Origin of the sequence: Novosphingobium sp. AAP83, from assembly GCF_001295795.1 — a bacterium.
Classification (GTDB): domain Bacteria; phylum Pseudomonadota; class Alphaproteobacteria; order Sphingomonadales; family Sphingomonadaceae; genus Novosphingobium.
Window position 1 is genome coordinate 41,687 of the sequence record NZ_LJHY01000001.1, and the last position, 23,954, is coordinate 65,640.

The 23,954-nt window shown below is 59.8% G+C and carries 20 protein-coding genes; 12 read left to right on the top strand and 8 right to left on the bottom strand.

What is annotated here, in order from left to right; all coding sequences use genetic code 11:
- Positions 1-201: 201 nt before the first annotated feature.
- A complete protein-coding gene (locus IP81_RS00200) occupies positions 202-1,707 on the bottom strand; it encodes an integral membrane-like protein (protein WP_157573012.1) in 1,506 nt (501 codons plus the stop codon).
- A gap of 179 nt (positions 1,708-1,886) precedes the next feature.
- Here IP81_RS00200 and IP81_RS00205 point away from each other — a divergent pair, with 179 nt between their 5' ends.
- Genes IP81_RS00205 through IP81_RS00220 form a run of 4 tightly spaced genes read left to right on the top strand, consistent with a single transcriptional unit; the run spans position 1,887 to position 5,490 of the window.
- Positions 1,887-3,389: a glycosyltransferase family 39 protein gene (locus IP81_RS00205; RefSeq protein WP_157573013.1), complete on the top strand. Its 1,503-nt coding sequence runs from the start codon at positions 1,887-1,889 to the stop codon at positions 3,387-3,389.
- Complete coding sequence (locus IP81_RS00210; protein WP_231626180.1) at positions 3,382-4,371, top strand: glycosyltransferase family 2 protein; 990 nt, start codon at positions 3,382-3,384, stop codon at positions 4,369-4,371. Before IP81_RS00205 ends, IP81_RS00210 begins: the two co-directional genes overlap by 8 nt.
- 2 nt (positions 4,372-4,373) lie before the next feature.
- Positions 4,374-5,102, top strand: a complete 729-nt coding sequence (locus tag IP81_RS00215; protein ID WP_054105956.1) for a bifunctional 2-polyprenyl-6-hydroxyphenol methylase/3-demethylubiquinol 3-O-methyltransferase UbiG — start codon at positions 4,374-4,376, stop codon at positions 5,100-5,102.
- Positions 5,080-5,490, top strand: a complete 411-nt coding sequence (locus IP81_RS00220) for a GtrA family protein (protein ID WP_054105957.1) — start codon at positions 5,080-5,082, stop codon at positions 5,488-5,490. The genes IP81_RS00215 and IP81_RS00220 overlap by 23 nt, the downstream gene beginning before the upstream one ends.
- Here the strand turns inward: IP81_RS00220 and IP81_RS00225 are convergent, their stop codons facing one another.
- The 3 genes from IP81_RS00225 to IP81_RS00235 all read right to left on the bottom strand — a co-directional run bounded on the left by IP81_RS00225 (position 5,491) and on the right by IP81_RS00235 (position 7,933).
- Positions 5,491-6,228: a cytochrome b/b6 domain-containing protein gene (locus IP81_RS00225; protein WP_082355832.1), complete on the bottom strand. Its 738-nt coding sequence runs from the start codon at positions 6,226-6,228 to the stop codon at positions 5,491-5,493. It abuts the gene before it with no gap.
- 11 nt (positions 6,229-6,239) lie between these two features.
- Positions 6,240-6,695, bottom strand: a complete 456-nt coding sequence (locus IP81_RS00230) for a cytochrome c (protein ID WP_054105958.1) — start codon at positions 6,693-6,695, stop codon at positions 6,240-6,242.
- A 143-nt stretch (positions 6,696-6,838) separates the two neighbouring features.
- Entirely contained in the window at positions 6,839-7,933 is a 1,095-nt protein-coding gene (locus IP81_RS00235) for a YeiH family protein (protein ID WP_054106073.1), read from the bottom strand.
- A gap of 116 nt (positions 7,934-8,049) precedes the next feature.
- Between IP81_RS00235 and IP81_RS00240 the strand changes: the two genes are divergently transcribed.
- The gene (locus IP81_RS00240) at positions 8,050-9,279 is read left to right on the top strand and encodes an MFS transporter (RefSeq protein ID WP_054105959.1); all 1,230 of its coding nucleotides are present in this window, start codon (positions 8,050-8,052) and stop codon (positions 9,277-9,279) included.
- Between the two features lie 365 nt (positions 9,280-9,644).
- Here the strand turns inward: IP81_RS00240 and IP81_RS00245 are convergent, their stop codons facing one another.
- Complete coding sequence (locus IP81_RS00245; protein WP_082355834.1) at positions 9,645-10,601, bottom strand: M48 family metallopeptidase; 957 nt, start codon at positions 10,599-10,601, stop codon at positions 9,645-9,647.
- Positions 10,602-10,892: 291 nt separating this feature from the next.
- Positions 10,893-13,223, bottom strand: a complete 2,331-nt coding sequence (locus tag IP81_RS00250) for a TonB-dependent receptor (protein ID WP_054105961.1) — start codon at positions 13,221-13,223, stop codon at positions 10,893-10,895.
- Between the two features lie 176 nt (positions 13,224-13,399).
- Between IP81_RS00250 and IP81_RS00255 the strand changes: the two genes are divergently transcribed.
- The 6 genes from IP81_RS00255 (at position 13,400) to IP81_RS00280 (ending at position 21,506) form a co-directional block, all read left to right on the top strand.
- On the top strand, positions 13,400-15,409 hold the full coding sequence (locus IP81_RS00255) for an alpha-glucosidase (protein ID WP_054105962.1): 2,010 nt from the start codon (positions 13,400-13,402) through the stop codon (positions 15,407-15,409).
- The gene (locus IP81_RS00260; protein ID WP_054105963.1) at positions 15,406-16,419 is read left to right on the top strand and encodes a LacI family DNA-binding transcriptional regulator; all 1,014 of its coding nucleotides are present in this window, start codon (positions 15,406-15,408) and stop codon (positions 16,417-16,419) included. The genes IP81_RS00255 and IP81_RS00260 overlap by 4 nt, the downstream gene beginning before the upstream one ends.
- The gene (locus IP81_RS00265) at positions 16,416-17,330 is read left to right on the top strand and encodes an aldo/keto reductase family oxidoreductase (RefSeq protein ID WP_054105964.1); all 915 of its coding nucleotides are present in this window, start codon (positions 16,416-16,418) and stop codon (positions 17,328-17,330) included. The genes IP81_RS00260 and IP81_RS00265 overlap by 4 nt, the downstream gene beginning before the upstream one ends.
- 114 nt (positions 17,331-17,444) lie before the next feature.
- A complete protein-coding gene (locus IP81_RS00270) occupies positions 17,445-18,533 on the top strand; it encodes an LLM class flavin-dependent oxidoreductase (protein ID WP_054106074.1) in 1,089 nt (362 codons plus the stop codon).
- A gap of 1 nt (position 18,534) precedes the next feature.
- Positions 18,535-20,040, top strand: coding sequence for a glycerol-3-phosphate dehydrogenase (gene glpD, locus IP81_RS00275; RefSeq protein WP_054105965.1), 1,506 nt, complete (start codon positions 18,535-18,537; stop codon positions 20,038-20,040).
- A complete protein-coding gene (locus tag IP81_RS00280) occupies positions 20,040-21,506 on the top strand; it encodes a glycerol kinase (protein WP_054106075.1) in 1,467 nt (488 codons plus the stop codon). The genes glpD and IP81_RS00280 overlap by 1 nt, the downstream gene beginning before the upstream one ends.
- A 36-nt stretch (positions 21,507-21,542) precedes the next feature.
- On the opposite strand, the gene rfbC is transcribed toward IP81_RS00280, so the two are convergent.
- Positions 21,543-22,088 (bottom strand): dTDP-4-dehydrorhamnose 3,5-epimerase, encoded by a 546-nt coding sequence (gene rfbC, locus IP81_RS00285; protein WP_054105966.1) that lies wholly within the window; start codon positions 22,086-22,088, stop codon positions 21,543-21,545.
- The gene (gene rfbA / locus IP81_RS00290; RefSeq protein ID WP_231626181.1) at positions 22,085-22,990 is read right to left on the bottom strand and encodes a glucose-1-phosphate thymidylyltransferase RfbA; all 906 of its coding nucleotides are present in this window, start codon (positions 22,988-22,990) and stop codon (positions 22,085-22,087) included. Before rfbA ends, rfbC begins: the two co-directional genes overlap by 4 nt.
- A gap of 612 nt (positions 22,991-23,602) precedes the next feature.
- Here rfbA and IP81_RS00295 point away from each other — a divergent pair.
- Entirely contained in the window at positions 23,603-23,854 is a 252-nt protein-coding gene (locus IP81_RS00295) for a hypothetical protein (protein ID WP_054105967.1), read from the top strand.
- Positions 23,855-23,954: the final 100 nt, after the last annotated feature.

Consider the following 23,954-nt stretch of genomic DNA (forward strand, 5'->3'; position numbering starts at 1 on the left):
CTGGGCCGCGCCTCAGACGAGTCGAACGCGGCTCCAACCCAAGACTGGACAGATGTCAAAAATTGGTCAACGCCTTTGTTTGCATCTGCAAAAAATTATCTGGCGCAGGCTTGTGGTCAAATCCCTCCAGTGTTCGCGCAGAACCATCCGCTCATGTGCGGCAATCGGCCATACGCACTTCGCGCAAGGCTTGAGGGGGTGTTATCCGACGGGTTGATCGTAACCGTGCGCGAACAGGGCGTCAAAACGTCGCGCAAACGCCCACAGCAATGCCAGAATCGCGAGGGCAAGCGATGAGACCGCCCAACCCAGTGTCTCGCTGGGCAATGTCTTGCGTTCGATCGTATAGACACCGGGCTCCGTTGCATTGAAGCTGATCAGCGGACCGGAATGCGGGATTTCGCGGCCCTTGTGCATCACCTGCCAGATCGGGAAATCGGCGCGGCCCATCACGATAGGACCGGGTTGGGTAACCGTGATCGCAGCATTGCGCGAAATGCCGGCAAAAACATCAAGGTTGGGGATCCGCTGCGTTCCTGTAATCCCGCGCTTGTCGATGCCGCGCGGCAGGTATTCGGGCGCGTCCGGGCGTTTGTTCTCAACCAGAGCCATATCCATCGGCGTGCGCAGCGTGGCAATGGCGGCAACGCTGAACATGGTGACCGGCAGTATCGCAATGGCGAAGCCGAGCTTGAGCAAGGGTGTCATCTGCGGCTTCAGAACGAGGGCGATAATCGCGGTAAACTCGACCAGACCCAGTAAGCGCCACGGAAACTGCACTTGCGCCAACAGATGGATATCCCAGATAAACGGGATCAGCCCGATGGAGGCCGCAGCGGTCAGGGCTGTGGCAGCTCCCCAATATCCGCGAATGGCAGCGCCAAAAACGATCAGCGCCAGTGCAAGCGCCGGAATTCCCAGCAAGTAGCTGATATAAGGCCGGTTCCAAGGAAACCATGTCGCGGGTTTATAGTAATCGGACCACAGCAGATCGGTGGAAATGGCACCTTGCAGCTGTAATGCCGGGACCAGATAGAAACATGCCAGTCCGATGCCGAGCACACCTGCGACAAGGCCCGGTATCAGCACCCGCCGGTCATCCAGAAATGTCTTGATGCCATAGGGCACGATCAGAAAAACCGTGGCCAGCAGGGCGACCGGAAGGTGCGTGATCAACAGGCCTGCATAGGCCGCTGCCAAGGCGGCAATCGACCGTGCCCCGCGCAAGTTGCGGATGGCCATCACGATCAGCGGCGGCCACATGAACGAGGCATATTCCGCCAAGGCCCCGCGCACGTAAAAGTCGTAAAGGTGATAGGGCGCGGCCATATAGGCCAGCGAACCCAACAGCGCGTGCGGGGTTTGCGGTCTCAGCCAGCGGTACATCATAAGACCCGAAACCGCGCTGAACATCATCGCCGCGATCACGTTGGCAACCGTGGCGCTCAGGCCCGATGCGGCGATGCTGCCCGATACCCAATAGGTCAGTGGGGGATAGAAATAGAACGTCGGCCCGCCCAGCCCTTCGAAGCTCTGGGGAAACCAGCGTGGATAGAATTCGCCGCTGGCAAAGGCCTCGGCGAACTGGGTGGTCCAGATGTAGTTGTAAACACTGCTATGCGATGCGCCGTCTGGATAGAATAACGCGGGCAGGTGAAGAAAAACGGCCAGCAGGACAAGGGATAGTTGAGCTCTTTTGTGGTTCACATTGGCTCTCACTTCAGACCCTTCAACGCGCCCTCCAACCATACCGCGTTCGCCCTGTTGCGAAAGGGGCAATCGATTATTCGCCCATAAAGCGCCGGATGCCGTGCCGCCTGGAAATTAGGAATTCCTTAACCAACAAAATTTAAGAAGTAATTCGACTGAGATAGGCAGAAACATAAGTGCTTTCACCCGCCGCCACGATGGATCAAGCGCCGATCAAAGCGCAGCGATGGCTGGGTGCTGTGGCCGCCGTGGTTGTGCTCGCCATCACAGCATTGCGCTTGCAAGTGGCCGCTGATGCTCCGCTGTGGATGGATGAAACATGGAGCGCGATGATCGCCACGCAGCCCGATTGGGCGGCATTCTGGCGCGAGGCATGGCTCGATTGCAACCCGCCGTTCTATTACGTTTTCCTGCATGGCTGGGTAAGCGTATTTGGTGATAGCAATGCGATGCTGCGCCTTCCGAGCATCGTGTTCGTCCTCGCCGCCGCCGCGCTCCCGCTCATTTGGCAACCCAGCGGCCTGACCCGTTCGGCAGCAGCGGTCTGGGCGGGCTTGATCCTGCTATGGCCACAAGGCTTGGCCTTGATGCTTGATGCGCGCGGTTATGGCCTGATGCTGCTGCTTTCGGTTGCGTCCACGCTGGTGCTCGCCAAGCTGCTGGAAGACTTGTCGTTGCAATGGGCAGTGGCTTGGGTGGCGTTGGGCACGCTGATGTTCCTGACGCATTACTATGCTGCTGCGCTGGTTATCGCCCAAGCGCTGGTTCTGGCGTGCCGTTATGGCTTGGGGATGCTGCGGATCTGGCCTGCCGCCCTGCTGGCGCTGCCAGGCCTTGCATGGTTTGCCAATCATTTCGCGCGTTTGCAGGAATATGCGCGCGGCGATGTTGTGTGGCAGCAGACAACCACTGCCGAGGCCGCGCTGGGCCATGTGATGTACGTTTTGGGCGCGGTCAATCTGGTCCTCTTCACCGCGATCATTGTGATCGTGATTGCGGCGCTGGTGCAGCGTGACCGGCAGTCCGCAAAGCCGCAAAACTTGGGGCTTGTGGCTAGTACAGCAGTCATCGGGCTTGGCATTGCGCTGCTGATCGGGGTGGCTCAGGCATCGCTCGTCAACCGCTATCTCGTGCCTTTGATCCCACCTGCGATGCTGGGGCTGACGTTTATCTTTCAACGCAGTGCGCGCCCGCATTTGTATGGCGCCATGCTGCTGGCCGTGTTCTTGCCGCCCGCGCTCAATGCCAAACAGGCCAGCACCGCCGCTGAAATGCGCGCGGTCTATGGCTTTGAAAGGGCTAGCGACTTTGTCGGTAAAAGCCGCGCTGATCAGGTCGTGTTCCTGTGGGATCACCCTGCGGCCAAGATCCTTGATCGCCAGTCGCTGGAGCAGCTTGGCGGCTATTTCCTGCGCAGGCAGGGCCTGAACCTTCCGGTTCGCACCGTGATCGTGCCGGAAAGCGCCGATGCCAATGCCGTGCTGCGCAAAACGGCCTCCGGCGCACGTCCGGCAGTGATCTGGCTATACAACCGGACAGAGCAGACATCTGCCCGCACCTATCCGCCATCGTTTGCAGATGACCCCGCGTGGTCCTGCCAAAATCCGGCGCCGGACCTTGGCCTGAACCAGCAGTTGGGTGCGATTGCTTGCGTGAAACTGGAGAGAGACAGTGATTGAGAACCTGAAGTTTCCCGTCGCTGGAATGGACGGGCAAGGTCCGCTCGTCTCTCTTGTTGTGCCGGTGTTCAATGAATGCGGCAGCGTCGGCCCGTTCGTCGCAGCGGTTAACGCTGCGATTGCAGGTAGCTGGTCTGGTGCCGAAATGCCGCCACGCTTCGAAATCGTGTTTGTCGATGACGGCAGCAGCGATGGCACGCGCGAAACCGTGCGTGCGATGTGCCGCACCGATCTGCGTATCAAACTCGTCTCGCTCTCGCGCAATTTCGGCAAAGAAGCAGCGCTCAGCGCCGGGTTGAAGGCCGCGTCCGGCGATGCGGTGATCCCGATGGATGTAGACTTGCAAGACCCGCCAGAACTGCTGCGTCCGATGATCGAGCAATGGCGTGCAGGGGCGCAAGTGGTAAACGCCAAGCGTGCTGATCGCAGCGCCGATACCCTGTTCAAGCGGTCTAGTTCACGGTTTTTCTATAAGACTATCAACTCATTGGCCGAATACCCCATTGCCAATGATGTGGGTGATTTCCGCCTGTTTGATCGTGTTGCGGTGGATGCGCTGAACCGCATGACCGAACATTCGCGCTTCAACAAAGGCCTGTTTTCGTGGATCGGCTTCCGTACCGAGACGATTGAATATACCCGCCCTTCGCGCTCGGTTGGCGATACCAAATGGAACGTGTCAAAGCTGCTGGCGCTGGCGCTCGATGGCATAGTGGCATCGACCACTTTCCCCTTGCGTATATGGACAGCGCTGGGGGCGCTCATATCGCTCTCCGCCTTTTTCTATGCCGCATTCCTGATCATCCACACGCTGGCCTACGGGGTCGATACGCCGGGCTATGCTTCGCTGATGGTCGCTGTGCTGTTCCTTGGCGGGCTCAACTTGCTCAGCCTTGGCCTGATGGGCGAGTATATCGGCCGTATCTCCAAACAAGTGCGGGGTCGCCCGCTCTATATCGTGTCTGACACGGAAGGTTTCTGAAGATGGATGCCGTCGCCTATCATTCGCTGCGCGATTTGCAGGACAAGCACTGGTGGTTTGTGGGCCGCCGCAAGATCATTTCGGAACTGATCCGCCGCCTTGTCACCCTGCCCAAGCGCGCGCGCATTCTTGAGGCGGGCTGCGGTTACGGCGGGAACCTTGCCATGCTGGGCCGGTTCGGGGATCTCGACGCTTTCGAATATGAAGAGGGCGCGCGGAACTATGCCTCGGGCCTGCTCAACAAGCCGGTTGCCCCCGGCTTTCTGCCAGACAACATCGGCTTTGCCGGGGAAGCCTTTGATCTGGTGGCGATGCTGGATGTGCTCGAACACATTGATGACGATGTGGGGTCGCTGCGCACCTTGCGTGAGCGGTTGCGCGATGGCGGATCGATCCTGATCACCGTTCCGGCGGTGCCATGGCTTTGGTCAGAACACGATGAAATCCACCATCACAAGCGCCGCTACACCAAAGTAGGCCTCAAGAAGGTATTGCAACAAGCCGGGTTTGAGGTGGCAGACGTCAGCTATTTCAACACCTTGCTGTTTCCCTTGGCGCTGGCCCAGCGGCTTGCCTCGCGCTTTTCGGGCAAGAAGTTTGCAGCCGATACGATGCCCAACCGGTTTGTGAACGGCGTGCTGGAGCGCATATTCGCGTTTGAAAACCGCTTGGCAGGCAGGATCAATTTGCCCATCGGGTTGTCGCTCTATGCCGTTGCGCGCCGCGTTTAGCTTGGGCTTGATCCGGCAACTCGTGTCGTTTGGCGCGGTCGGGGTTGGCGCAACGCTGGCGCATGTGGCGTTGGTGTGGCTTTTGATCGGCCAAGGGTGGCTGAATCCCTATTTTGCCAACCTGTTGGGCACTTGCGCGGCCTTTTCGGTATCGTTCGTTGGCAACGCCGGATTGACCTTCGGCACAAACCGCCTGCTGCGCGATTGTGCACGGCGCTATGTGTTTGTTTCTGCCGCCAGCTTCATCATGACCAGCGGCATTCTGGCATTGGTCCGGCACAATGGCTGGCCGACCTATGCCTATGTCCTGATCGTGCTGTGCACGGTACCGCCTGCCACGTTCCTGCTGGCAAAGCTCTGGGCTTTCAGCGCGCTGCCCGATCGTTGATTACATGTAACTGTCTGCCGAGGGCACATCGACCGGCATATCTGCCTGCTCCCACGGGAATTTGGCACCCCACGGCGGCACACCAAAGCTGATCCACAGGGCAAGCGCCGCTGCGATGATCGCCACGCTCAAGGCCTTGATCCATGAAGCGATGGACGGTTGGGTAACGCTTGTTGCAACCGCGCGGCGACCGCTGATCATCGGGGTCACAAGATCATTCTTGCGCACGAAACGGTAAAACGCGATTGCGGCCACATGCAGGGCGATGATCGCGAGCAGCACGTTGAACACGATGCCATGCGCATCGCTCGCCGCAGTCGCCGTGTCCCACGATACCAGATGGTTGAGCGGCCCTGAACTAACCGCATCGGTATCTTGCGCAAACAGCCCAAGCCCGACTTGCGCACCCAGCAAAGCCAGAAGCGTAACAACACTAAGCGCGCCCAGCGGATTGTGTCCGATATGCGGCGTGTTTTCGGGGGTTTTGAGATAGCGCAGGATCGCGCCCGGCCCCGTTACAAACTGCTTGAAGCGCGCCGTGCTGCTGCCGATAACGCCCCAAACCAGACGGAACACCACCAGCCCCAGCATCGTCAGGCCAAGGGTGAAGTGAAGGTCCATTTGCCGCGTCTCTGCCGACCACCACAGGGCCGGCAGAAGCGCAACAAAGCTCCAGTGCACCACGCGCACGGGAACGTCCCACACCACCACTTTGTTGGGCTGAGCCTGTTCAGTCATGGCGGTTACGATTACGCCTTGGGCTTGCGGAAGCTTTCGTGGCAACCCTTGCAAGAACCGCCAACGGCGCCCGCTGCGGCCTGGATCTTGGCCATATCGCCCAATGCGGCGGCGGCCTGCAAACCTGCGGTCGCGGTTACCAGACGGTCAGTCGCAGCCTTGAATTCTACAGGCTTTTCCCAGATTGCGGGCAAGGCTTCGGTCTTAACGCCAGCTTCAGGACCGGTTCCCTTGGGGAAATGGCCGCTGACCTTCTTGGCCGCTTGGGAAAGTATGGCCGAGTTTGCCTTGATTGTGGCCATATTGACAGCAGGCTTTTTGAATTCGTCAAAAATGCCCTTCATCGCCTTGCCCATCGCTTCGAAGTTCTGATGGCGCAGTTTGAATGCAGGGTTCGGGTTTGCTGCAATTGCACTCACCGCAGGCAGAACCATAAGCGTAGCCGCGATCAAATAACGCTTTTTCATTACTCAAAAACTCCACGAGATCGGATCAATAGGCGCTTCGGAATAGCCAAACATTTGCTTTTCAGCAATTCGCCAAAGTGTATCAAAAAGTATGGCGATATTTTCCCGATTGGCAAGGCTACGGCGCCACCCTTTGTATGACCTTACAGCAACAGCAGCGCAAACGCCAACGAGGCACCAAAGCTGATCACTGTGGCCGCGATCACCGGCAGCACCGGTTTCAGGCCCGTCTCCATCAACAGATCAAGGCGGCTGCGCATAGCCGTGGCGATCACCGCTACCAGCAACAGCCCTTTTGATACGCCCAACGCTGTATCACGAACTGGCACGGGCATGCTGACCAGCGAATTGAGCAGCACCACCGCAAAGAACGCGGTGATAAACCACGGCAGCGCCAACCGCTTCCACGCGGGCCGGTTAGCGGCATCTTCGGCACTGCCGATGGCAAGGCCGGTGATGATGACGATAGGAGCGAGCAGCGCCACGCGGGATAGCTTGACGATTGTGGCATAGCTTCCGGCGGGTTCGGAAAAGGCATAACCCCCGCCAATGGCCTGCGCCACATCATGGATCGATGCACCAATCAGGAAGCCTGCCTGTTGATCGCTCAGGCCAAGATAAGCTGCAAGGATCGGATAGACCGACATCGCCAGCGCGCTGGCCAAAGATACGACGACCAGCGTGATCGCGAATTGCGACTGGTTGAGCCGCTCTTTGCCGATGATGCCATAAAGCGCCATCGCCGCGCTCGCGCCGCAGATCGCCGTCGCGCCGCCCGCCAATATGCCGACATAGCCCGATTGTCCGGCAAGGCGTGCCGCGATGATTCCGGCAAAGAATGTCAGCGCCATCACGACGATCAGCGCGCCGAACGGGGCTGCCCCAAGCGATCCGATCTGCCCGAACGTCACTTGCATGCCAAGCAGCACAACGCCCAGCCGCAGGCAGGTGCGCGAGGCGAAGTCCAGACCCTTATGGCTATAAGGATCGCGCGCGACAAAGCTGAGCGACAGCCCGATCAGCAGGCCGAGCAGAATAATCGGGAAGTGGTAATGTTCCGATAGCCACGCAGCCGCAGCCGCAGCAATTGCGCAAATGGCAAGGCCGTGGAACACCGTGTCGCGCTGTTCGGGTGCGACAGGTTTGTGTTCCGCAAGGTGGATTTCGCCGAACAGGTCTGCCGCCGATGGCAGGCTCGCCCAGTCGATTTCCTTTCTGCTGTCACCTTGCCCTGCCATCATGATCTCCTGCGTTTTCTGTCCTGCGGTGTCATATGCCTCTTTCATTACGCACGAGGTTGGGTAATGTGCAAGCAGGAAGCGTAGGCGACGCTTTGGTTGACCGGAGAATATGCATGAACGCTGGCGGCGGGCAGAAGATCGCGCGTGGCACCGCAATGGCATTAGTGGCGCTGCTGTTTCTTGGCAATGCGCTCAACTATGTCGACCGGCAGGTGCTGGCGCTGTTGAAGCCCACGCTTGAGGCCGAATTCGGCTGGAGCGATGCCGATTACGCGCACTTGGGCTCCTCGTTCCAGATTGCCGCTGCGGGCACCTTGCTGTTCGTCGGCTGGTTTGTGGATCGGCTGGGCGTGCGCGTTGCTTACGCCATTGCGGTCACCGTGTGGAGCGCGGCGGGCATGGCCCATGCGCTGGCGCAGACCGTGCAACAGTTCGTTGCCGCGCGGATCGTGCTGGCGGCGGGTGAATCGGTCAGCACGCCTGCGGGCCTCAAAGCAGCGGCGATGTATCTGCCGTTGAAAGAACGCAATTTCGCCATCGGTTTGATCAACACCGCGCCCAATATCGGCGCAATCCTCACCCCCCTATTGATCCCGCCTTTTGCGCTGGCGTTCGGCTGGCAAGCGGCCTTCTGGGTGACCGGCGCGCTCGGCTTTATCTGGCTGGCAGGCTGGTGGTTTGGCACCCGCAACCTCAAGCCGCTGGGCGATATGCCCGAACGCGCGCGTGTGCCGTGGGGCGTGTTGCTGTCTGATCGCAAGACGTGGACGGTGATCGGCGCAAAGTTCTGCATCGATGCGGTGTGGTGGTTCGTGCTGTTCTGGATGCCCGATTTCTTCAACCGCCAGTTCGGCATGACGCAGGGCGCGCTCGGCTGGCCCATCGCGATCATCTTTACGCTGGCGGCAATGGGCGCGCTGACCTCGGGCGGGCTTTACCCGATCCTGCTCTCACGCGGGAAAAGCGTGAACGCCGCGCGCAAAACATCCATGCTGTTCTATGCGCTGGTTGTGCTGGCCATGCCGCTGGCCTTGTTTACCGGCAACCCTTGGGCAGCCGCCGTGCTGATCGGCTTCGGCCTCTTTGCGCATCAGGGCTTTTCCACCAACGTCTTCGGCATGACCGCAGACATCATCCCCGCCACCCGCGTCGCCAGCGTGATCGCGCTGGGCGCGGTTGCGGGCAACCTTTCGGGCACGGGAATCATCGAATTCGCAGGCTGGTCGCTGACGAACGGGATGGGCTATGGGCCTTTGTTCGCGATTTGCGGCAGTGCCTATCTGTTGGCGCTGGCATTCATTCAGGTGATGATGCCGAAGTTGGAACTGGCGGCGGGTGAGTAGGTAAAAAACCCTCGCCCCTTCAGGGGATAGGGTTGGGAGAGGGGGGAACGAGGCGCACCCTCGGCGATACGCTTATCCCTCCTCCATCGTCTCCCCGGACTTGATCCGGGGTCCCGCTTTTTTCCTTTCCGCGCACAGAGAAGAGGTTCGCGCGAACCCCTTCGCTCGCCGCACGCAGCAAAGAAAAGCCTAACCCCGGGTCAAGCCCGGGGCGACGATAAATGGAACGGCAGCTTTTAGGGCGTCAGTTGTTTGGGTTGAATGACAAGTAGTGGGTGGATAGGCGAACGTCGGCTTTTTTTCATAGCGGGGAGGAGCTGCCATACCGGTTCGCCAATCCCGAAATTCCTATTTCGGCCGGACGATCACTGAGCCGTTATACTTGCCTCTAATTCCGCTCGGACTTCAGCTGCCTGGGCAATCAAGAACGCGGTCCGTTCTTTTGGCGGCAAATAGGGCCCGTGCATTCCGAGCAGATCTCGAAACACAAAGCGCGTGATTGGGCCAGTGTCCGATTTTTCAATGCGTTGCTGGGCGGTTGCGGCAGCTTCGGGTGCATAGCCAGCCTTAAGCATCAGGCGCACGGCCAGCGCGTCAGCGTCCCGTTCCATAATTTTCCGCGTTGCAGAGTTGCGAAGGTCGGCTTCGTTTTCGGTTGATGTATGACCCAGAAATACATGCGCAGCCTCGTGTGAAATTATATATGCCAGCTCATCATCGGAAGGCAGCAATTGCTCCATTCGCTGCGTAACCAGGATATTCGATCCATTCGCATAAGCATTTGTTCGCTTCTTGTTGATTATGACTGCATTGGCTGCGCAGATTTGCTGCCCTGCTATGGCCAAATCCAATTCAGCATCTCCGCGGCGAACCGATAGTGCAAGATGTCCTTTTTCAAAGGCGGCTTTGCTGGCTTCTGCCACAGCTGCCCGCCCTTCGGTGGTCGGAACCAGTGCCACGCCGCCTATTGCAGTAATCTGATCGCCATATCGCAAGCCAGCCAGTCGTGCCGGCCCATCGGCATTGATATAACTAACAACCGTACCGCTGACATCTTCGGGAAACCCCATCGCTTCTCTCCAGGCCGCCAAGGTAGAAGCTCTCGCAGTCGGGTAGATTTCGAATCTGGAGAAACCGAAGTCCGCATGAGTGGCGGGACAGATATCAGTGTTAGCGGCAAGGATCTTTCTTGTAACAACTTGGACCCGGGCATTGGCTTTGTGGGCTGCGCGAAAATCATCAACCGTTGGGGCTTTTGCGCCTGAGAGCAGCAAGCCTGCGACAATCGCAAAAGTTGAGCTGAAAATCACGTTTGATCGCATGAGGTCCCCCCGTAACTTAAAGGCGACAGAGTGATGCTTCCTGCGGCCTTCCCATTGCTAGGTGTCGCTAGCTGAATGCCAGCTTATCACCGCGATCACCGCTGTAGCGGCACGGCAGCATTCGGGATCACGCGAGTTAAACGGGAATGACTGCTTCGGCGTCGTATCCAGAACGGCAGCATTTATCCGGCAACCCCGCAAAGCCGCCAATCCCATAAGCCACCCCAAACAAAAAGAGGCCCCGGACCGTAGTCCGGAGCCTCTTCGTCCGCCCTTGGGAGGGATGGGCGGTTACTTGAACTTGGCGCGCAGGCTGACGCCGAAGTAGCGGTCTGCGTCGCGCGGGATTTGCAGGCGTTGGCCGGCGCTCACGTTGAGCAGGGCATAGGCCTTGTCGGTGATGTTGCGGGCAAGGAAGGTCAGGCGGTAGTTGTCTTCTGCGTCCGAGAAGCCGATCCCGGCGTTCCAGATGCCGTAAGCATCAATCGGGCCTGCTTCGCCCAGATCCGAGAACTGCTTGCTGACATGGCGGAAATCGGTGTCGAGGTAGATCTTGAAGCCGCCAAGATCGCGCTCATAGCTGCCGCCCAGCGTGTAAGTGAACTTCGGCGCGAGCGGGAGGCGCGTGCCGTTGCGCGCGTCAGGCGCGTTGGTCGAAGGGTTCGGGTTGAACCGGCGCACAGTGGCATCGGCATAGGCCGCGCTGGCGCGCAGCGTCAGCCCGTCCATCGGCACGGCCAGCAGATCGGCTTCGAAGCCCTGGCTGCGCACCGACCCGGCGTTGGTCAGGTTCGATACGACCGCGCCGTTCAGCAGCACGAAATTGTTGGCCTGGAAGCCGTTATAGGTGACGGTGAAGGCCGAGGCATTGAACTGCACGCGGTTATCGAGGAACTGCGATTTGATGCCGATTTCAAAGGCATCCGACGTTTCTTCATCAATCGGCACGGCGTTGGTGGGCGCGGTGTGATTGAAGAACACGTTGAACGCAGGACCCTTATAGCCGCGCGTATAGCTGCCATAGAGCATCACATCATCAGACGGGGTGAATTGCAGCACCGCGCGGCCCGAGATGTTGTCGTTGCTGCTTGATCCGGCAGAGGTGTTTGTGCCGTTGCCGCCTGTTGCCAACGTACCGCCAGCAGGGTTGCCGTTGGTGCCGGGGCCGCTGGCGGGAAGGCCGTTGGTGGCATTGACGGCTGGCGCGCGGGTGTGCGTGTAGTCCAGATCATCCTTGGTCCAGCGCAGGCCACCGGTCAGCGCGAACATGTCGCTAAGCCGGTAGGTGGCTTGGCCGAACACCGCATAGTTGCGCGACTGTACATCGCTGAACGAAGTGGCGGTGGGGAACAGGGTGTTGACCGTATCGGCGGTGTTGCAAGGCGTTGCGCCCGATGCCGCAACCGGCAAAGTCGACGTGGTGCAAGTGATGTTGCGGCGGGTGAAGTCCTGCTGGTTGTCCGATCCCCAAACAAACGCGCCCACCTGATAGAAGAACGGCTGGGTCTGGTCAGACGCCAGGCGCACTTCGAGGCTCAGCTGCTGCGTGCGCACTTCGCCGTTATCGTGCAGTTCGCCAGTGCCGACGATGGCACGCGGCAGGAAATCGCCTTCGCGAATTTCTTCGTTCTGCCAGTTGCGATAGCCCGCAACCACACTGAGCGAGTGGCTTTCGAACACATCGAAATCACCCGTTGCGGTCAGGCTCCACTGGCGGTCTTTGGTTTGCGTGACGATGTTGTGATTGACGAAGCGCTGGTTTACGCCTTGCGCCACACCGCCGGGCAGGCCGAGTTCGGCATCGAGCGTTGCGCCACGGCTGACCGTGGTCACATCGGCGCAGCAATCGTCATTGGCCTTGAAGTAATCGGCGATCAGACGGAACTTGGACGTGCCGTTTTCATAATCGATGATGCCGCGCGCACCGTAATGTTCATAGCCGTTGACCGTGTTGTTGCGGCCACCGAACACGTTGGTGATGTTGCCATCATAGCTGCCATAAAAGCCGGTGACGCGGGCGCTGAGGCCTTCGCCCAGCGGGCCGGAGACGGCGGCGCGCAGGCGGTATTCCTCGTCTTCGAAGTATTCGGCGCGCACTTCGCCTTGCAGCGTATCAGTGCCGCCCTTGGAAATCATGCTGACGAGGCCAGCCGAGGCGTTCTTGCCGAACAACGTTCCTTGCGGTCCGCGCATTACTTCAAGACGCTCGATATCGACAAGGTCCATGAAGGCTTGGCCCGAACGGGAAAGCACGACGCCATCGACCACGGTTGAAACGCTGGGTTCAGCCGCGACCGAGAACGTGATCGTGCCCACGCCGCGCATCACGATGGCGCTGTTCGCGCTGGTCGTGCCCTTGCGGAAAGTGACCGACGGGACAAGCTGGGTCAGCCCTTCAAGGCTGACGACGCCGCTGGATTCGAGGCGGTCTGCCGTGATCGCGGTGATCGCAATCGGCACGTCCTGCACGTTTTCCGCGACCTTCTGCGCGGTGACGACGATTTCGGCGATGCCGCCGGATTGTTCAGCCGCTTCTTGAGCGCTGGCTTGGCCGGTAAAGGCGAGCGAAAGGGCGCTGGCGGATAGTGCCAGTGCACGCACGGATGCGGAATGCTTGATCATCGTGGAACTCTCCCTGCAAAAAGCGGTCTTCCAAGGGTAGTCGTGCTCCCTCGTCGATCGACCGCGATTGGCGCTTGAAATGCTATGGCTGTCCCGATATGTCAAGCGGTGTCAGAAAAAGCAGATAGCGGGTGCGGCCATTTCGCCACACTACTGGATATGGTGAGGAAATTGCTTTGCAATTGCGGCTAATCGCCGAAAACGATGGGTTTGATCTCCGCTTCGGAGAGCAACTCGTGCTGCGCCATACTCCCGTCTGTCCTGCGGTGGTCATGGCGCGTGGACAAGCCGATGTTGAGATGTTTCGCGGCAATTTCCGTATATCTGACAATCCTTTCGATGCGATCACTCCGCAAGCTTGGCGTTTGTGCGAAGGTGGGGTTGAACTGCTGGATCAGGGTCATGCAGTCGCTTGCATCGCCATTTCGGGCAATGCGCTCGAAATTCGCGCGCTTGATCCGCAATATGACCGCTTGCGTGTCCTGTTCCATGCCGAACCCGGCGAATGCGTGTGGGGCGGCGGCGAACAGATGAGCTATCTGGCGCTCAATGGCCGCAGCTTTCCGATCTGGACCAGCGAGCCCGGTGTTGGCCGCGACAAATCTACCGCGCTGACGCAGCGGATGGACGCCGAGGGCATGGCGGGCGGCGATTACTGGAACACCAATTACCCGCAGCCCACGTTCCTCACTTCGCGCTGGCTGGCGGTGCATCTCGATGCCACCTGCTACAGCGTCCTCGATTTCACCGACCCTGCCGCCCATGCAGTAGACGTGTGGAGCGGCGCTGCGCGATTTGAACTCTACGCCAGCGATGGTCCGGCAGGGCTGGTGGCGCAATTGTCCAGCCGCTTTGGTCGTCAGCCCGAATTGCCCGACTGGGCGATAGGCGGGGCGATTGTCGGTTTGAAGTCAGGCGCTTCCAGTTTTGACCGGCTTGAGCGTTTCATCGAAGCGGGCGCTGCGGTTTCAGGCCTGTGGTGTGAAGACTGGGCGGGCATTCGCGAAACCACGTTCGGACGCCGCCTGTTCTGGGACTGGCACAGCGGCGCGCGCAGTGCAGAGCGCTATCCCGATCTGGCCACCCGCATTGCTGATTTGAATGCGCGCGGCATCCGCTTTCTGGCCTATGCCAATCCCTACATCGCTGTGGATGGCGATTTGTATGAAGAGGCGCGGGCGGGCGGCCACTTTTGCCTGAACCGTGATAATGATGCGGTTCACCTTGTCGATTTTGGCGAGTTCGATTGCGGTGTGGTTGATTTCACCCGCGAAGAGACGCGCGCATGGTTTGCCGAACGTATCTTGGGCCGCGAAATGCTCGATATCGGCATATCGGGCTGGATGGCCGATTTTGGCGAGTACCTGCCCACCAACTTGCGACTGGCCGATGGTTCGGATGCGATGGATGCACACAACCTTTGGCCGGTGCTGTGGGCCGAAGTAAACGCGCGCGCTGTAGCAAGCCGGGGCAAAACCGGCGATGCGGTATTCTTCATGCGCGCCGGTTTTTCGGGCGTGCAGGGCCATTGTCCGCTGCTGTGGGCGGGTGACCAGTCGGTGGATTTCACCCGCCATGACGGGATCGGTACGGTTATTACCGGTGCGCTTTCAGCAGGGCTGGTTGGCAATGCCTATAGCCATTCCGATTGCGGCGGGTACACATCGTTGCACGGCAATGTCCGCACGGCAGAACTGATGCAGCGCTGGTGCGAACTGGCCGCGTTTGCGCCGGTCATGCGCAGCCACGAGGGTAATCGCCCCGACGACAACCTGCAATATGACAGCAACGATGTGCTGCTCGCGTGCTTTGCCCGCTGGAGCCGCGTTCACGCCCGACTTGCACCTTATGTGCGCCACTTGTGTGATGAAGCGCGCAGCCAGGGTTTGCCCGCGCAACGCCCGCTGTTCCTGCACTATCCGCAGGATTGCGCGCTCTTTACGGTGCAGGACCAGTTCCTCTACGGTGCTGATCTGCTGGTGGCACCGGTGATTGAAGAGGGCGCGCGTCAACGTCAGGTTATTCTTCCGGGCGAAGGGATCTGGCGGCATTGCTGGTCGGGTAAGGATTTTGCGCCCGGCACGCATGACATCGCGGCTCCGATTGGCCAGCCACCTGTATTCTACCGGCCAGACAGCGTCTTTGCGCCGCTGCTCGCCGGACTACGGGGGGTATTGGAAGGATGAGCGAGCGGTCAAACATCAGGGATGTGGCAGCACGCGCCGGTGTAGCGGTGAAAACCGTCAGCCGCGTGCTGAACGGCCACCCTTATGTCAGCTTGGAAACGCGCACCAAAGTGGAAGAGGCGATGCGCGCGCTGGATTTCCGGCCAAGCGTTGCCGCGCGCATTCTGTCGGGCGCGAAGTCTAACCAGATCGCGCTGATTTATGACAATCACAGCCCCTATTACATGTTCCAGATCCAGACCGGCTGCTGGGACTATTGCCGCGCCAACAACATCCGCTTGCTGGCGCAGCCGGTGGATGTGGCGGACCCGCTGGTGGGGGAGCAGGTGCGGGGTTTAGTTGATGAAACACATGTTGACGGGATCATCCTGTCTTCCCCTGTTACGGACTGTGATCCGGTGCTTAGAGCATTGGAATATATGGATATTCCGTTTGTCCGCATATCCCCCGGCACCAATCACGCGCTGACCAGTTCGGTGTTCATGGATGATGCCCAGGCAGCCGACGATATGACCACGTATCTGATCAACGCCGGACACCGCCGGATCGGCTTTATCAAGGGCCACCAGAACCACATGGCATCGGACGACCGGCTGTTCGGCTATCGCCGCGCGCTGGACCGGGCGGGGCTGCCCTATGACCCCGTGCTGGTGTGCGAAGGCGAGTTCGATTTCGATTCCGGCGTGCGCGGCGGGCGCGCTTTGCTGGACCAGTCCAACCGGCCCACCGCCATTTTCGCTTCGAACGATGATATGGCCGCAGGCGTGCTGGCGGTGGCGCATGATCGCGGCATCAATGTTCCGGCAGAGCTTTCGGTTGCCGGGTTTGACGATACCACGCTTGCGCGCACCGTCTGGCCGCCGCTGACCACGATCCACCAGCCGATGATCGAGCTTGCCCGCACGGCCACCGAAATCCTTATCGCAGGGGGCGATATCAATCACCGCCGCCTGCCCCATACTCTCGTAGAGCGCGCATCGGTCGCGCCACCAGTCAGGACCAATTCATGAGCCAATTGCCTTTGCCGCCCAGTTTCCGTGCCCTCGGTTCCAGCGATATTGCCGTATCGCCCATCGCCTGGGGAATGTGGCGGCTTGCCGAAAACGGACGTAGCGCTGCCGATGCGGCAAAGCTGGTCCATGCGGTGTTGGATGCCGGGATCAACTTCCTCGATACCGCCGATATCTATGGCTTTGATGGCACGGGCGGCTTTGGCGATGCCGAGGCGCTGCTGGGCGAAGTTCTGGCGGCAGAACCTGCTTTGCGGGACCGCATGGTGCTGGCTACCAAGGGCGGCATCCTTCCGCCGCTGCCCTATGATCAGAGCCCGCAATATCTGGCACAAGCGATTGATGCTTCGCTGCGTCGCCTGAAAGTGGATAGCGTTGATCTGTGGCAAATCCACCGCCCCGATATTCTGGCGCACCCGCAAGAAGTGGCGCGCGCGCTGGAAGATGCGGTTTCGGCGGGCAAAATCCGCACGATCGGCGTTTCAAATTTCACGATCCACCAGACTGCGGCGCTCAGCCACTTCCTGAGCGTGAAGCTGGTGACGACGCAGCCCGAAATCAGCCCGCTGCGGATCACCTGCTTTGAAAACGGCGAACTGGATCAGGCGATGATGTTGGGGTTGACGCCAATGGCGTGGTCGCCGCTGGGCGGTGGACGCTTGGCCGACCCGCAGACACACGAAGAAATTGCGGTGGCAGCCGCGCTTGATGCGGTGGCGCAGGCGCAAGGTGTTTCGCGCACGGTTGCGGCCTATTCGTGGCTGATGGCGCATCCGGCGGGGATCATCCCGATCATCGGATCGCAACAGGCCACGCGCATTGCCGAAGGCGTGGAAGCGCTGAAGGTCACGTGGACGCGCGAAGATTGGTACGCCGTGCTGGTAGCGGCACGCGGCGAGCGGCTGCCGTAAGGCGAGTCGGAATGGCCGGCTCGTGTGCGGGCCGGCGTGGTTCAATCGATAAGCGGCACCGCACCTGCGGGAAGCCGGTGGATGTTTGCGTGTGCAGACTGAAGGAGAGGCATGATGGCCGAACAAAACTGTGAAATCGCCTGGTTCTCGGCGCTGTGCGACGATGACTACGAATTCCTCGGGGTTCCGGACAAGTATCTGCAATCAAGCTGGGAGCATTGCCGCAACATCGTGCTGCGCGCCGAAGAGGGCGGGTTTGACAATATCCTGCTGCCATCGGGCTACAGCCTCGGCCTTGATACCACGGCCTTTGCCGCAGCGGTGGCCACGCAAGTGCGCAGGATCAAGCTGCTGTGGGCCACGCGCATGGGCGAGGATTGGCCGCCGCAATTGGCACGCCGCATCGCCACGCTGGACCGCATCCTTGGCCCTAATGCTGCGGGCACGGGCGGGCGTTTGAACGTGAATATCATCTCGTCCGATATGCCTGGCGAGACGATTGCCAGCGGCCCGCGCTATGCCCGCGCGACCGAGATCATGAAGATCGTGCGCACGCTGCTCAATGGCGAATCGCTCGATTTTCAGGGCGAGTTTTACCAGTTGAAGCTTGATCCGCCGCGTATCGGCACGCTTTCGGGCAAGTGCCCCGCATTCTACTTCGGCGGCCTTTCCCACGATGCGCGCGAATGTGCGGCAGAGGCGAGCGACGTCTATCTGATGTGGCCCGATACCATGGACAAAGTGCGCGAAACCATCGCCGACATGAAGGCGCGGGCCGCCAATTATGGCCGTACTTTGAAGTTTGGCTATCGCGCCCACATGATCGTGCGCGAAACCGAGGACGAGGCGCGCGCCTATGCCGACCGGTTGCTGTCCAAGCTGGATGACGATGCGGGCAAGGCGATCCGTGAAAAATCGCTGGATGCCAAGAATTTTGGCGTGCAGCGCCAGCAGGAACTGCGCGGGGCCGCCGATGGTGACGGCTTTGTGGAGGAGAACCTGTGGACCGGCATCGGGCGGGCGCGTTCGGGCTGTGGCGCGGCGATTGTTGGCACGCCCGATCAGGTTCTGGCCAAGCTGCGCGCCTATCAGGCTGAAGGCATCGAGGCGTTCATCCTGTCGGGATATCCGCACTTGCAAGAGGCCGACATGTTTGCGCGGCATGTCTTGCCGCACATCCAGCACGGTCCGTTAGACATCTGACATGGCAATTGTGGTGGACAGCGAAACGGGAATTTATGACGTCGCCGTGATCGGCGGCGGCGTCAACGGCACGGGCATTGCGCGCGATGCGGCGGGGCGCGGGGCCAAAGTGCTGCTGCTGGAGGCGCGCGATCTGGCCAGCGGCACTTCGTCCAATTCCAGCAAGCTGATCCACGGCGGATTGCGCTATCTTGAGCATTACGAATTCGGACTGGTGCGCGAGGCGCTGGGCGAGCGCGAAAAGCTATGGATTATCGCGCCGCATATCATTTGGCCGATGCGGTTTGTGCTGCCGTGGGTGAAGGGTTTGCGGCCGCGCTGGCTGCTGCGGCTGGGGCTGTTCCTTTACGACCATATTGGTTCGCGCAAGCTGCTGCCTGCAACGCAATCGGTCAGACTTGACCGGCATCCGGCGGGAGCGCCGCTGAAGCCGGAATTCGTGCATGGCTTTGTCTATTCGGATGGCTGGGTGGATGATGCGCGACTGGTGGTGTTGAACGCGCGTGATGCGGCAGATCGCGGCGCAGATGTGCGCACGCGCTGCCCGGTGACGCGGTTGGAACGTACAGCTGGCTTATGGTTGGTCGAAACGCCGCAGGGCAGCTTCAAAGCGCGCTCTGTTATCAATGCGGCTGGGCCTTCCGTCCTCAAAATTCTCGACCGCAGCGGCCAGCCTTCCAGCCAGTCGATCCGTCTGGTGCGCGGATCGCATATCGTGGTGCGCAAACTGTTCGATCATCCGCACCCCTATTTCTTCCAGCTTCCCGACGGGCGCATCTTCTTTGCGATCCCTTATGAGCATGACTTCACCCTGATCGGCACGACCGACCGCGACCATCAGGGCGGGGTGGACAAGATCGAGGCAAGCGCGGAAGAAATCGCCTATCTGTGCGAGGGCGCGAGCCGGTTTTTCAAGGTTCCCGTAACCCCTGCCGATGTGGTGTGGACGTATTCGGGCGTGCGGCCGCTGGTGGATGATGGCTCGGGCAAGCCGGAGGCAGCGACGCGCGGCTATCGTTTTGATGTGAGCGAGGCCGAAGAAGGTGCGCCGATCCTTTCGGTGTTTGGCGGCAAGATCACCACCTTCCGCACATTGTCGCAAGAAGCGGTGGAGCGCATGGGCGAGCGTATTCAGGCTCTGGCTGGCGCGCCCTGGACCGATGGCCAGCCTTTGCCGGGCGGCGATTTTGCGGTGGGCGATGTGGATGACGTTATCGCCACGCTGAAACGACGCTATCCGTTCCTTGAGCCTGCGTGGGCAGAGCGGCTGATCCGCTGCTATGGCACGCTGGCCTATGAGTTTTTGGGCGACGCGGCCACTTTGGCGGAATGTGGCCACCACTTCGGCCATGGCTTGACGGCACGCGAAGTGCGCTATTTGATGGACCGCGAGTGGGCGGTTGAGGCCGATGATGTTTTGTGGCGGCGGACGAAGCTGGGTCTGCGGCTGGATGCGGGCCAGCAGGAAAGCTTGCGGCGGTTTATGGCAGGGGATGAAACGCGATGATCGATGAACGCTGCATCCTGGTGCTGGATGAAGGCACGACCTCGACGCGGGCGATTCTCTATTCGCTGGACGGTGCGGTTCTGGCATCGGCGCAAGAGGAACTGGTGCAGCACTATCCCGCGCCCGGAATGGTCGAGCATGACGCCAGCGAAATTTGGGAACGCACGCTGCGCTGTGCCCGCGCGATGGTGGAGCGCGCGGGCGGGGCAGACCGGATTGCGGGGATTGGCGTTACCAACCAGCGCGAAACCGTGGTGGCATGGGACCGGCAGACGGGCCAGCCGATCAGCCGGGCGCTGGTGTGGCAGGACCGCCGCACCGAGGAACGCTGCCGCGCCTTGCGGCAGGCCGGGCACGAGGCGGCGGTGCAGGAAGCCACCGGCTTGCTGCTCGATCCCTATTTCTCGGCCAGCAAGATGGAATGGCTGTTGCGCAATGTGCCCGATGCGGCGGCGCTGGGGGATAGGCTGGCGTTTGGTACGGTGGAAAGCTGGCTGGTGTGGAACCTGACTGGCGGCTTGCATATCACCGACGTGACCAATGCCAGCAGAACGATGCTTATGGCCTTAACCGGGACGACATGGGACGCAGGGCTGTGCGCTATGTTCGGCGTGCCGCAATCCGCTTTGCCGGAAATTGTGCCCAATGGCGGGCGATTTGGCGAGACCGTGCCGGAACTGTTTGGCAGCGCGATCCCGATTACCGGGCTTGCGGGCGATCAGCAGGCCGCCACCATCGGGCAGGGCTGCTTTGCCAAAGGCGAGGCCAAGGCGACGCTGGGCACGGGCGCGTTTATCCTTTCCAACATGGGGCAGCAGCCGCCGCGATCTACGCACCGTCTGCTGGGCACCGTGCTGTGCGAAGTGAATGGCGAGCGTAGTTTTGCGCTGGAAGGATCGGTCTTCGTCGCCGGAAGCCTTGTGAAATGGCTGCGCGACAGCATCGGATTGCTGGACAGTGCAGGCGATAGCGAGGCACTGGCGCGATCGGTGGAAGACAGCGCGGGTGTGGTGGTGGTGCCGGCCCTGTCTGGCCTTGGCGCACCTTATTGGCTGGCCGATGCGCGGGGCAGCATTACCGGACTGTCGTTTGCCGCAACACGCGCGCATATTGTGCGGGCGGCGCTGGAATCGATCGGCCACGTTTTCCATGACCTCGGCGCGGCGTTTGCGGCGGATGGGGCGGGCTGGTCATTGCTGCGGCTTGATGGCGGGATGAGCGCAAACAACTGGCTGGCGCAAGACATCGCCAATATGCTGGACATCCGGTGCGAACGGCCCGCGGATGTGGAGACGACAGCACGCGGTGCTGCGATCCTTGCCGCTATCGGCCTCGGCCATTTTCAGGATCTGGCCCAGGCGCGCGGGATGATCGCCCCGCGCGATGTGTTCGAGCCGGATATGTTGGCACCAGCGCGCGAGGGCAGGCTGGACCGCTGGCGCAGCGCCGTGGGGCGGCATTTATAGTGCCGCCGCAGCAGCAGCGGCGGTGATTGGCGCGCCTTATGCGAATGCTTGCACTTGCGCCAGTGGCACGCCAACCGCGTCCTTGGCCGAAAGTTTAGGCTCAATCCCGTCCAGCGGCCAATCGATGCCTACCTCGGGATCGTCCCAAGCCAGGCTGCATTCATTCTGCGGCAAATAGGCAGACGTGCATTTGTAGAGAAAGTCGGTGTTTTCTTCCAGCGTCAGGAAGCCGTGGGCAAAGCCTTCGGGCACCCAGAACATGCGCTTGTTCTCTGCCGAAAGCAGCACACCCGTCCATTTGCCGAATGTTGGCGAAGACCGCCGCAAATCGACCACGGCATCAAACACCGCGCCCGATACGACGCGCACCAGCTTGCCCTGCGGTGCGGGGTTCTGGAAGTGCATGCCGCGCAGCACGCCTTTTTGCGAGCGGCTGTGATTGTCCTGAACGAAGGTCAGGTCTAGCCCTGCTTGCGCAAAAGCGGCTGCGTTCCAGCTTTCCATAAAGAAGCCACGTTCATCCCCAAACACTTTGGGCTCGATGATAAGCGGTCCGGCAATGTCGCATGCGGTAATGATCATCTCGCGCCCCGATCATTCAACAATTGCAACAGATATTCGCCATAACCCGATTTGCGCAATGGCTGTGCGATGGCTTCAAGCTCACTATCGGTGATGAAGCCTTGCCGCCACGCGATTTCTTCCGGGCAGCAAATCTTCAATCCCTGCCGCTCTTCGGTGATGCGCACATAAGTGGCGGCATCCAGCAAGGAACCATGCGTTCCGGTATCCAGCCAGGCAAAACCGCGTCCCATGATCTCGACCGACAGCGCGCCCTCATCCATGTAGAGCCGGTTCAAGTCGGTGATCTCAAGTTCCCCGCGCGGCGAAGGCTGCAAATCCCGCGCCCGGTCAACCACGGTGTTGTCGTAGAAATAAAGCCCCGTCACCGCATAGTTCGACTTGGGGGTGAGCGGCTTTTCCTCAATCGTTTCGGCACGGCCATCGCTGGTGAACGAAACAACGCCATAAGCTTCGGGATTGTTAACCCGGTATGCAAAGACGCTGGCGCCGCTGCTCTGCCTACTTGCACTTTGCAACAATTGCGGCAGCCCATGACCATAGAAAATGTTATCGCCAAGCACGAGCGCGCTTGGATCGCCGCCAATGAAGTCGGCGCCAATGTGGAAGGCTTGCGCAAGGCCATCAGGGGTCGGTTGAACCGCGTAAGATAGCGCCACACCAAATGCAGATCCATCTCCCAAGACACGCTGGAACTGCGCAGCATCCTCTGGCGTGGTAATGATCAGTATGTCGCGAATACCCGCGAGCATGAGCGTGCTCAGCGGGTAATAAATCATCGGTTTGTCGAATACGGGCATCAACTGCTTTGAAACACCGCGCGTCAGTGGGTAGAGTCTTGTTCCTGATCCGCCTGCCAGAATGATTCCTTTGCGGGCAGGCTTATTTGCTGTATTTTCCACGTACTATCCCACTTCCGAATTATGTGAGCCCTCTGTAGCTGAAACACTTCCCCCAGAAAGTGTAGATCCGGTTCCAGATCCAACAGGGCTAGCACCAATCGCTCCAAACATGGCGCAACCCGAATATCCGCATGGTATTGGAACAGTATCTCCAAAACGGACGCTGCATCGCAGCATTGTAGCAATGGGTCAAGCCTGACTCCGCATCGGCAAGTGATGGCGCTGATGGTCCAAAGTGGCACATGCTTGCCAAAATTCGCAGGCTGCTGAAAGACTGCGAGGAGAGAATGACGCATTGCAGCATTGTGCCGATTGTCACAGATGTTGCCTTGCGAGTGCAGACGCGAGATGCTTCCGATATCGATAGATCCCAGGAAAGCCGTAAAAAATTCAACTAGAATCAGCATCTCAGAGGCATTAAACAAACGTAAAATCTCGATAATCGAGCTACTTAAGGGTTGACATGTCCATTGGCTGCGATGGGATTTTTCCCTTAAATTGCTAAAAGTAAGGGTTAACACCTAGTTTTTGTTGCGAATCATTTTGCATCGCAGTATGAACTTTAGTCGAGAGGGCGGTAGACGGAAGCGGTACTGCTTTAGGAGAATTTAAATGAGTTTCTCAAAGATTGCCTCGGCGCTTGCTGCGTCTGCACTGCTGGTTACGCCGATTGCAGCGCAAGCCGGAACCCGCGCGAGCGGATCTTCGATCTATCCTGCCGCAGTCTATTCGGCCAACCGCGCATCTGCTAAGGTTGCTGCCGACAACTCGCTGGCACCGCTGCTTTTGCTCGCTGTAATCGTTGGCTCGGTTGCAGCAACTGCGGTTGTTGTCAACGAAATCGCAAAAACACCCGGCGATTGATCGTTTAAGCTCCTTTTGAGCTGGCAAAGCCCGGTCACTTTTGTAGTGGCCGGGTTTTTGGCGTTTTGGGCAATGGGCTGTTTCTATTGCTGATTGTGCC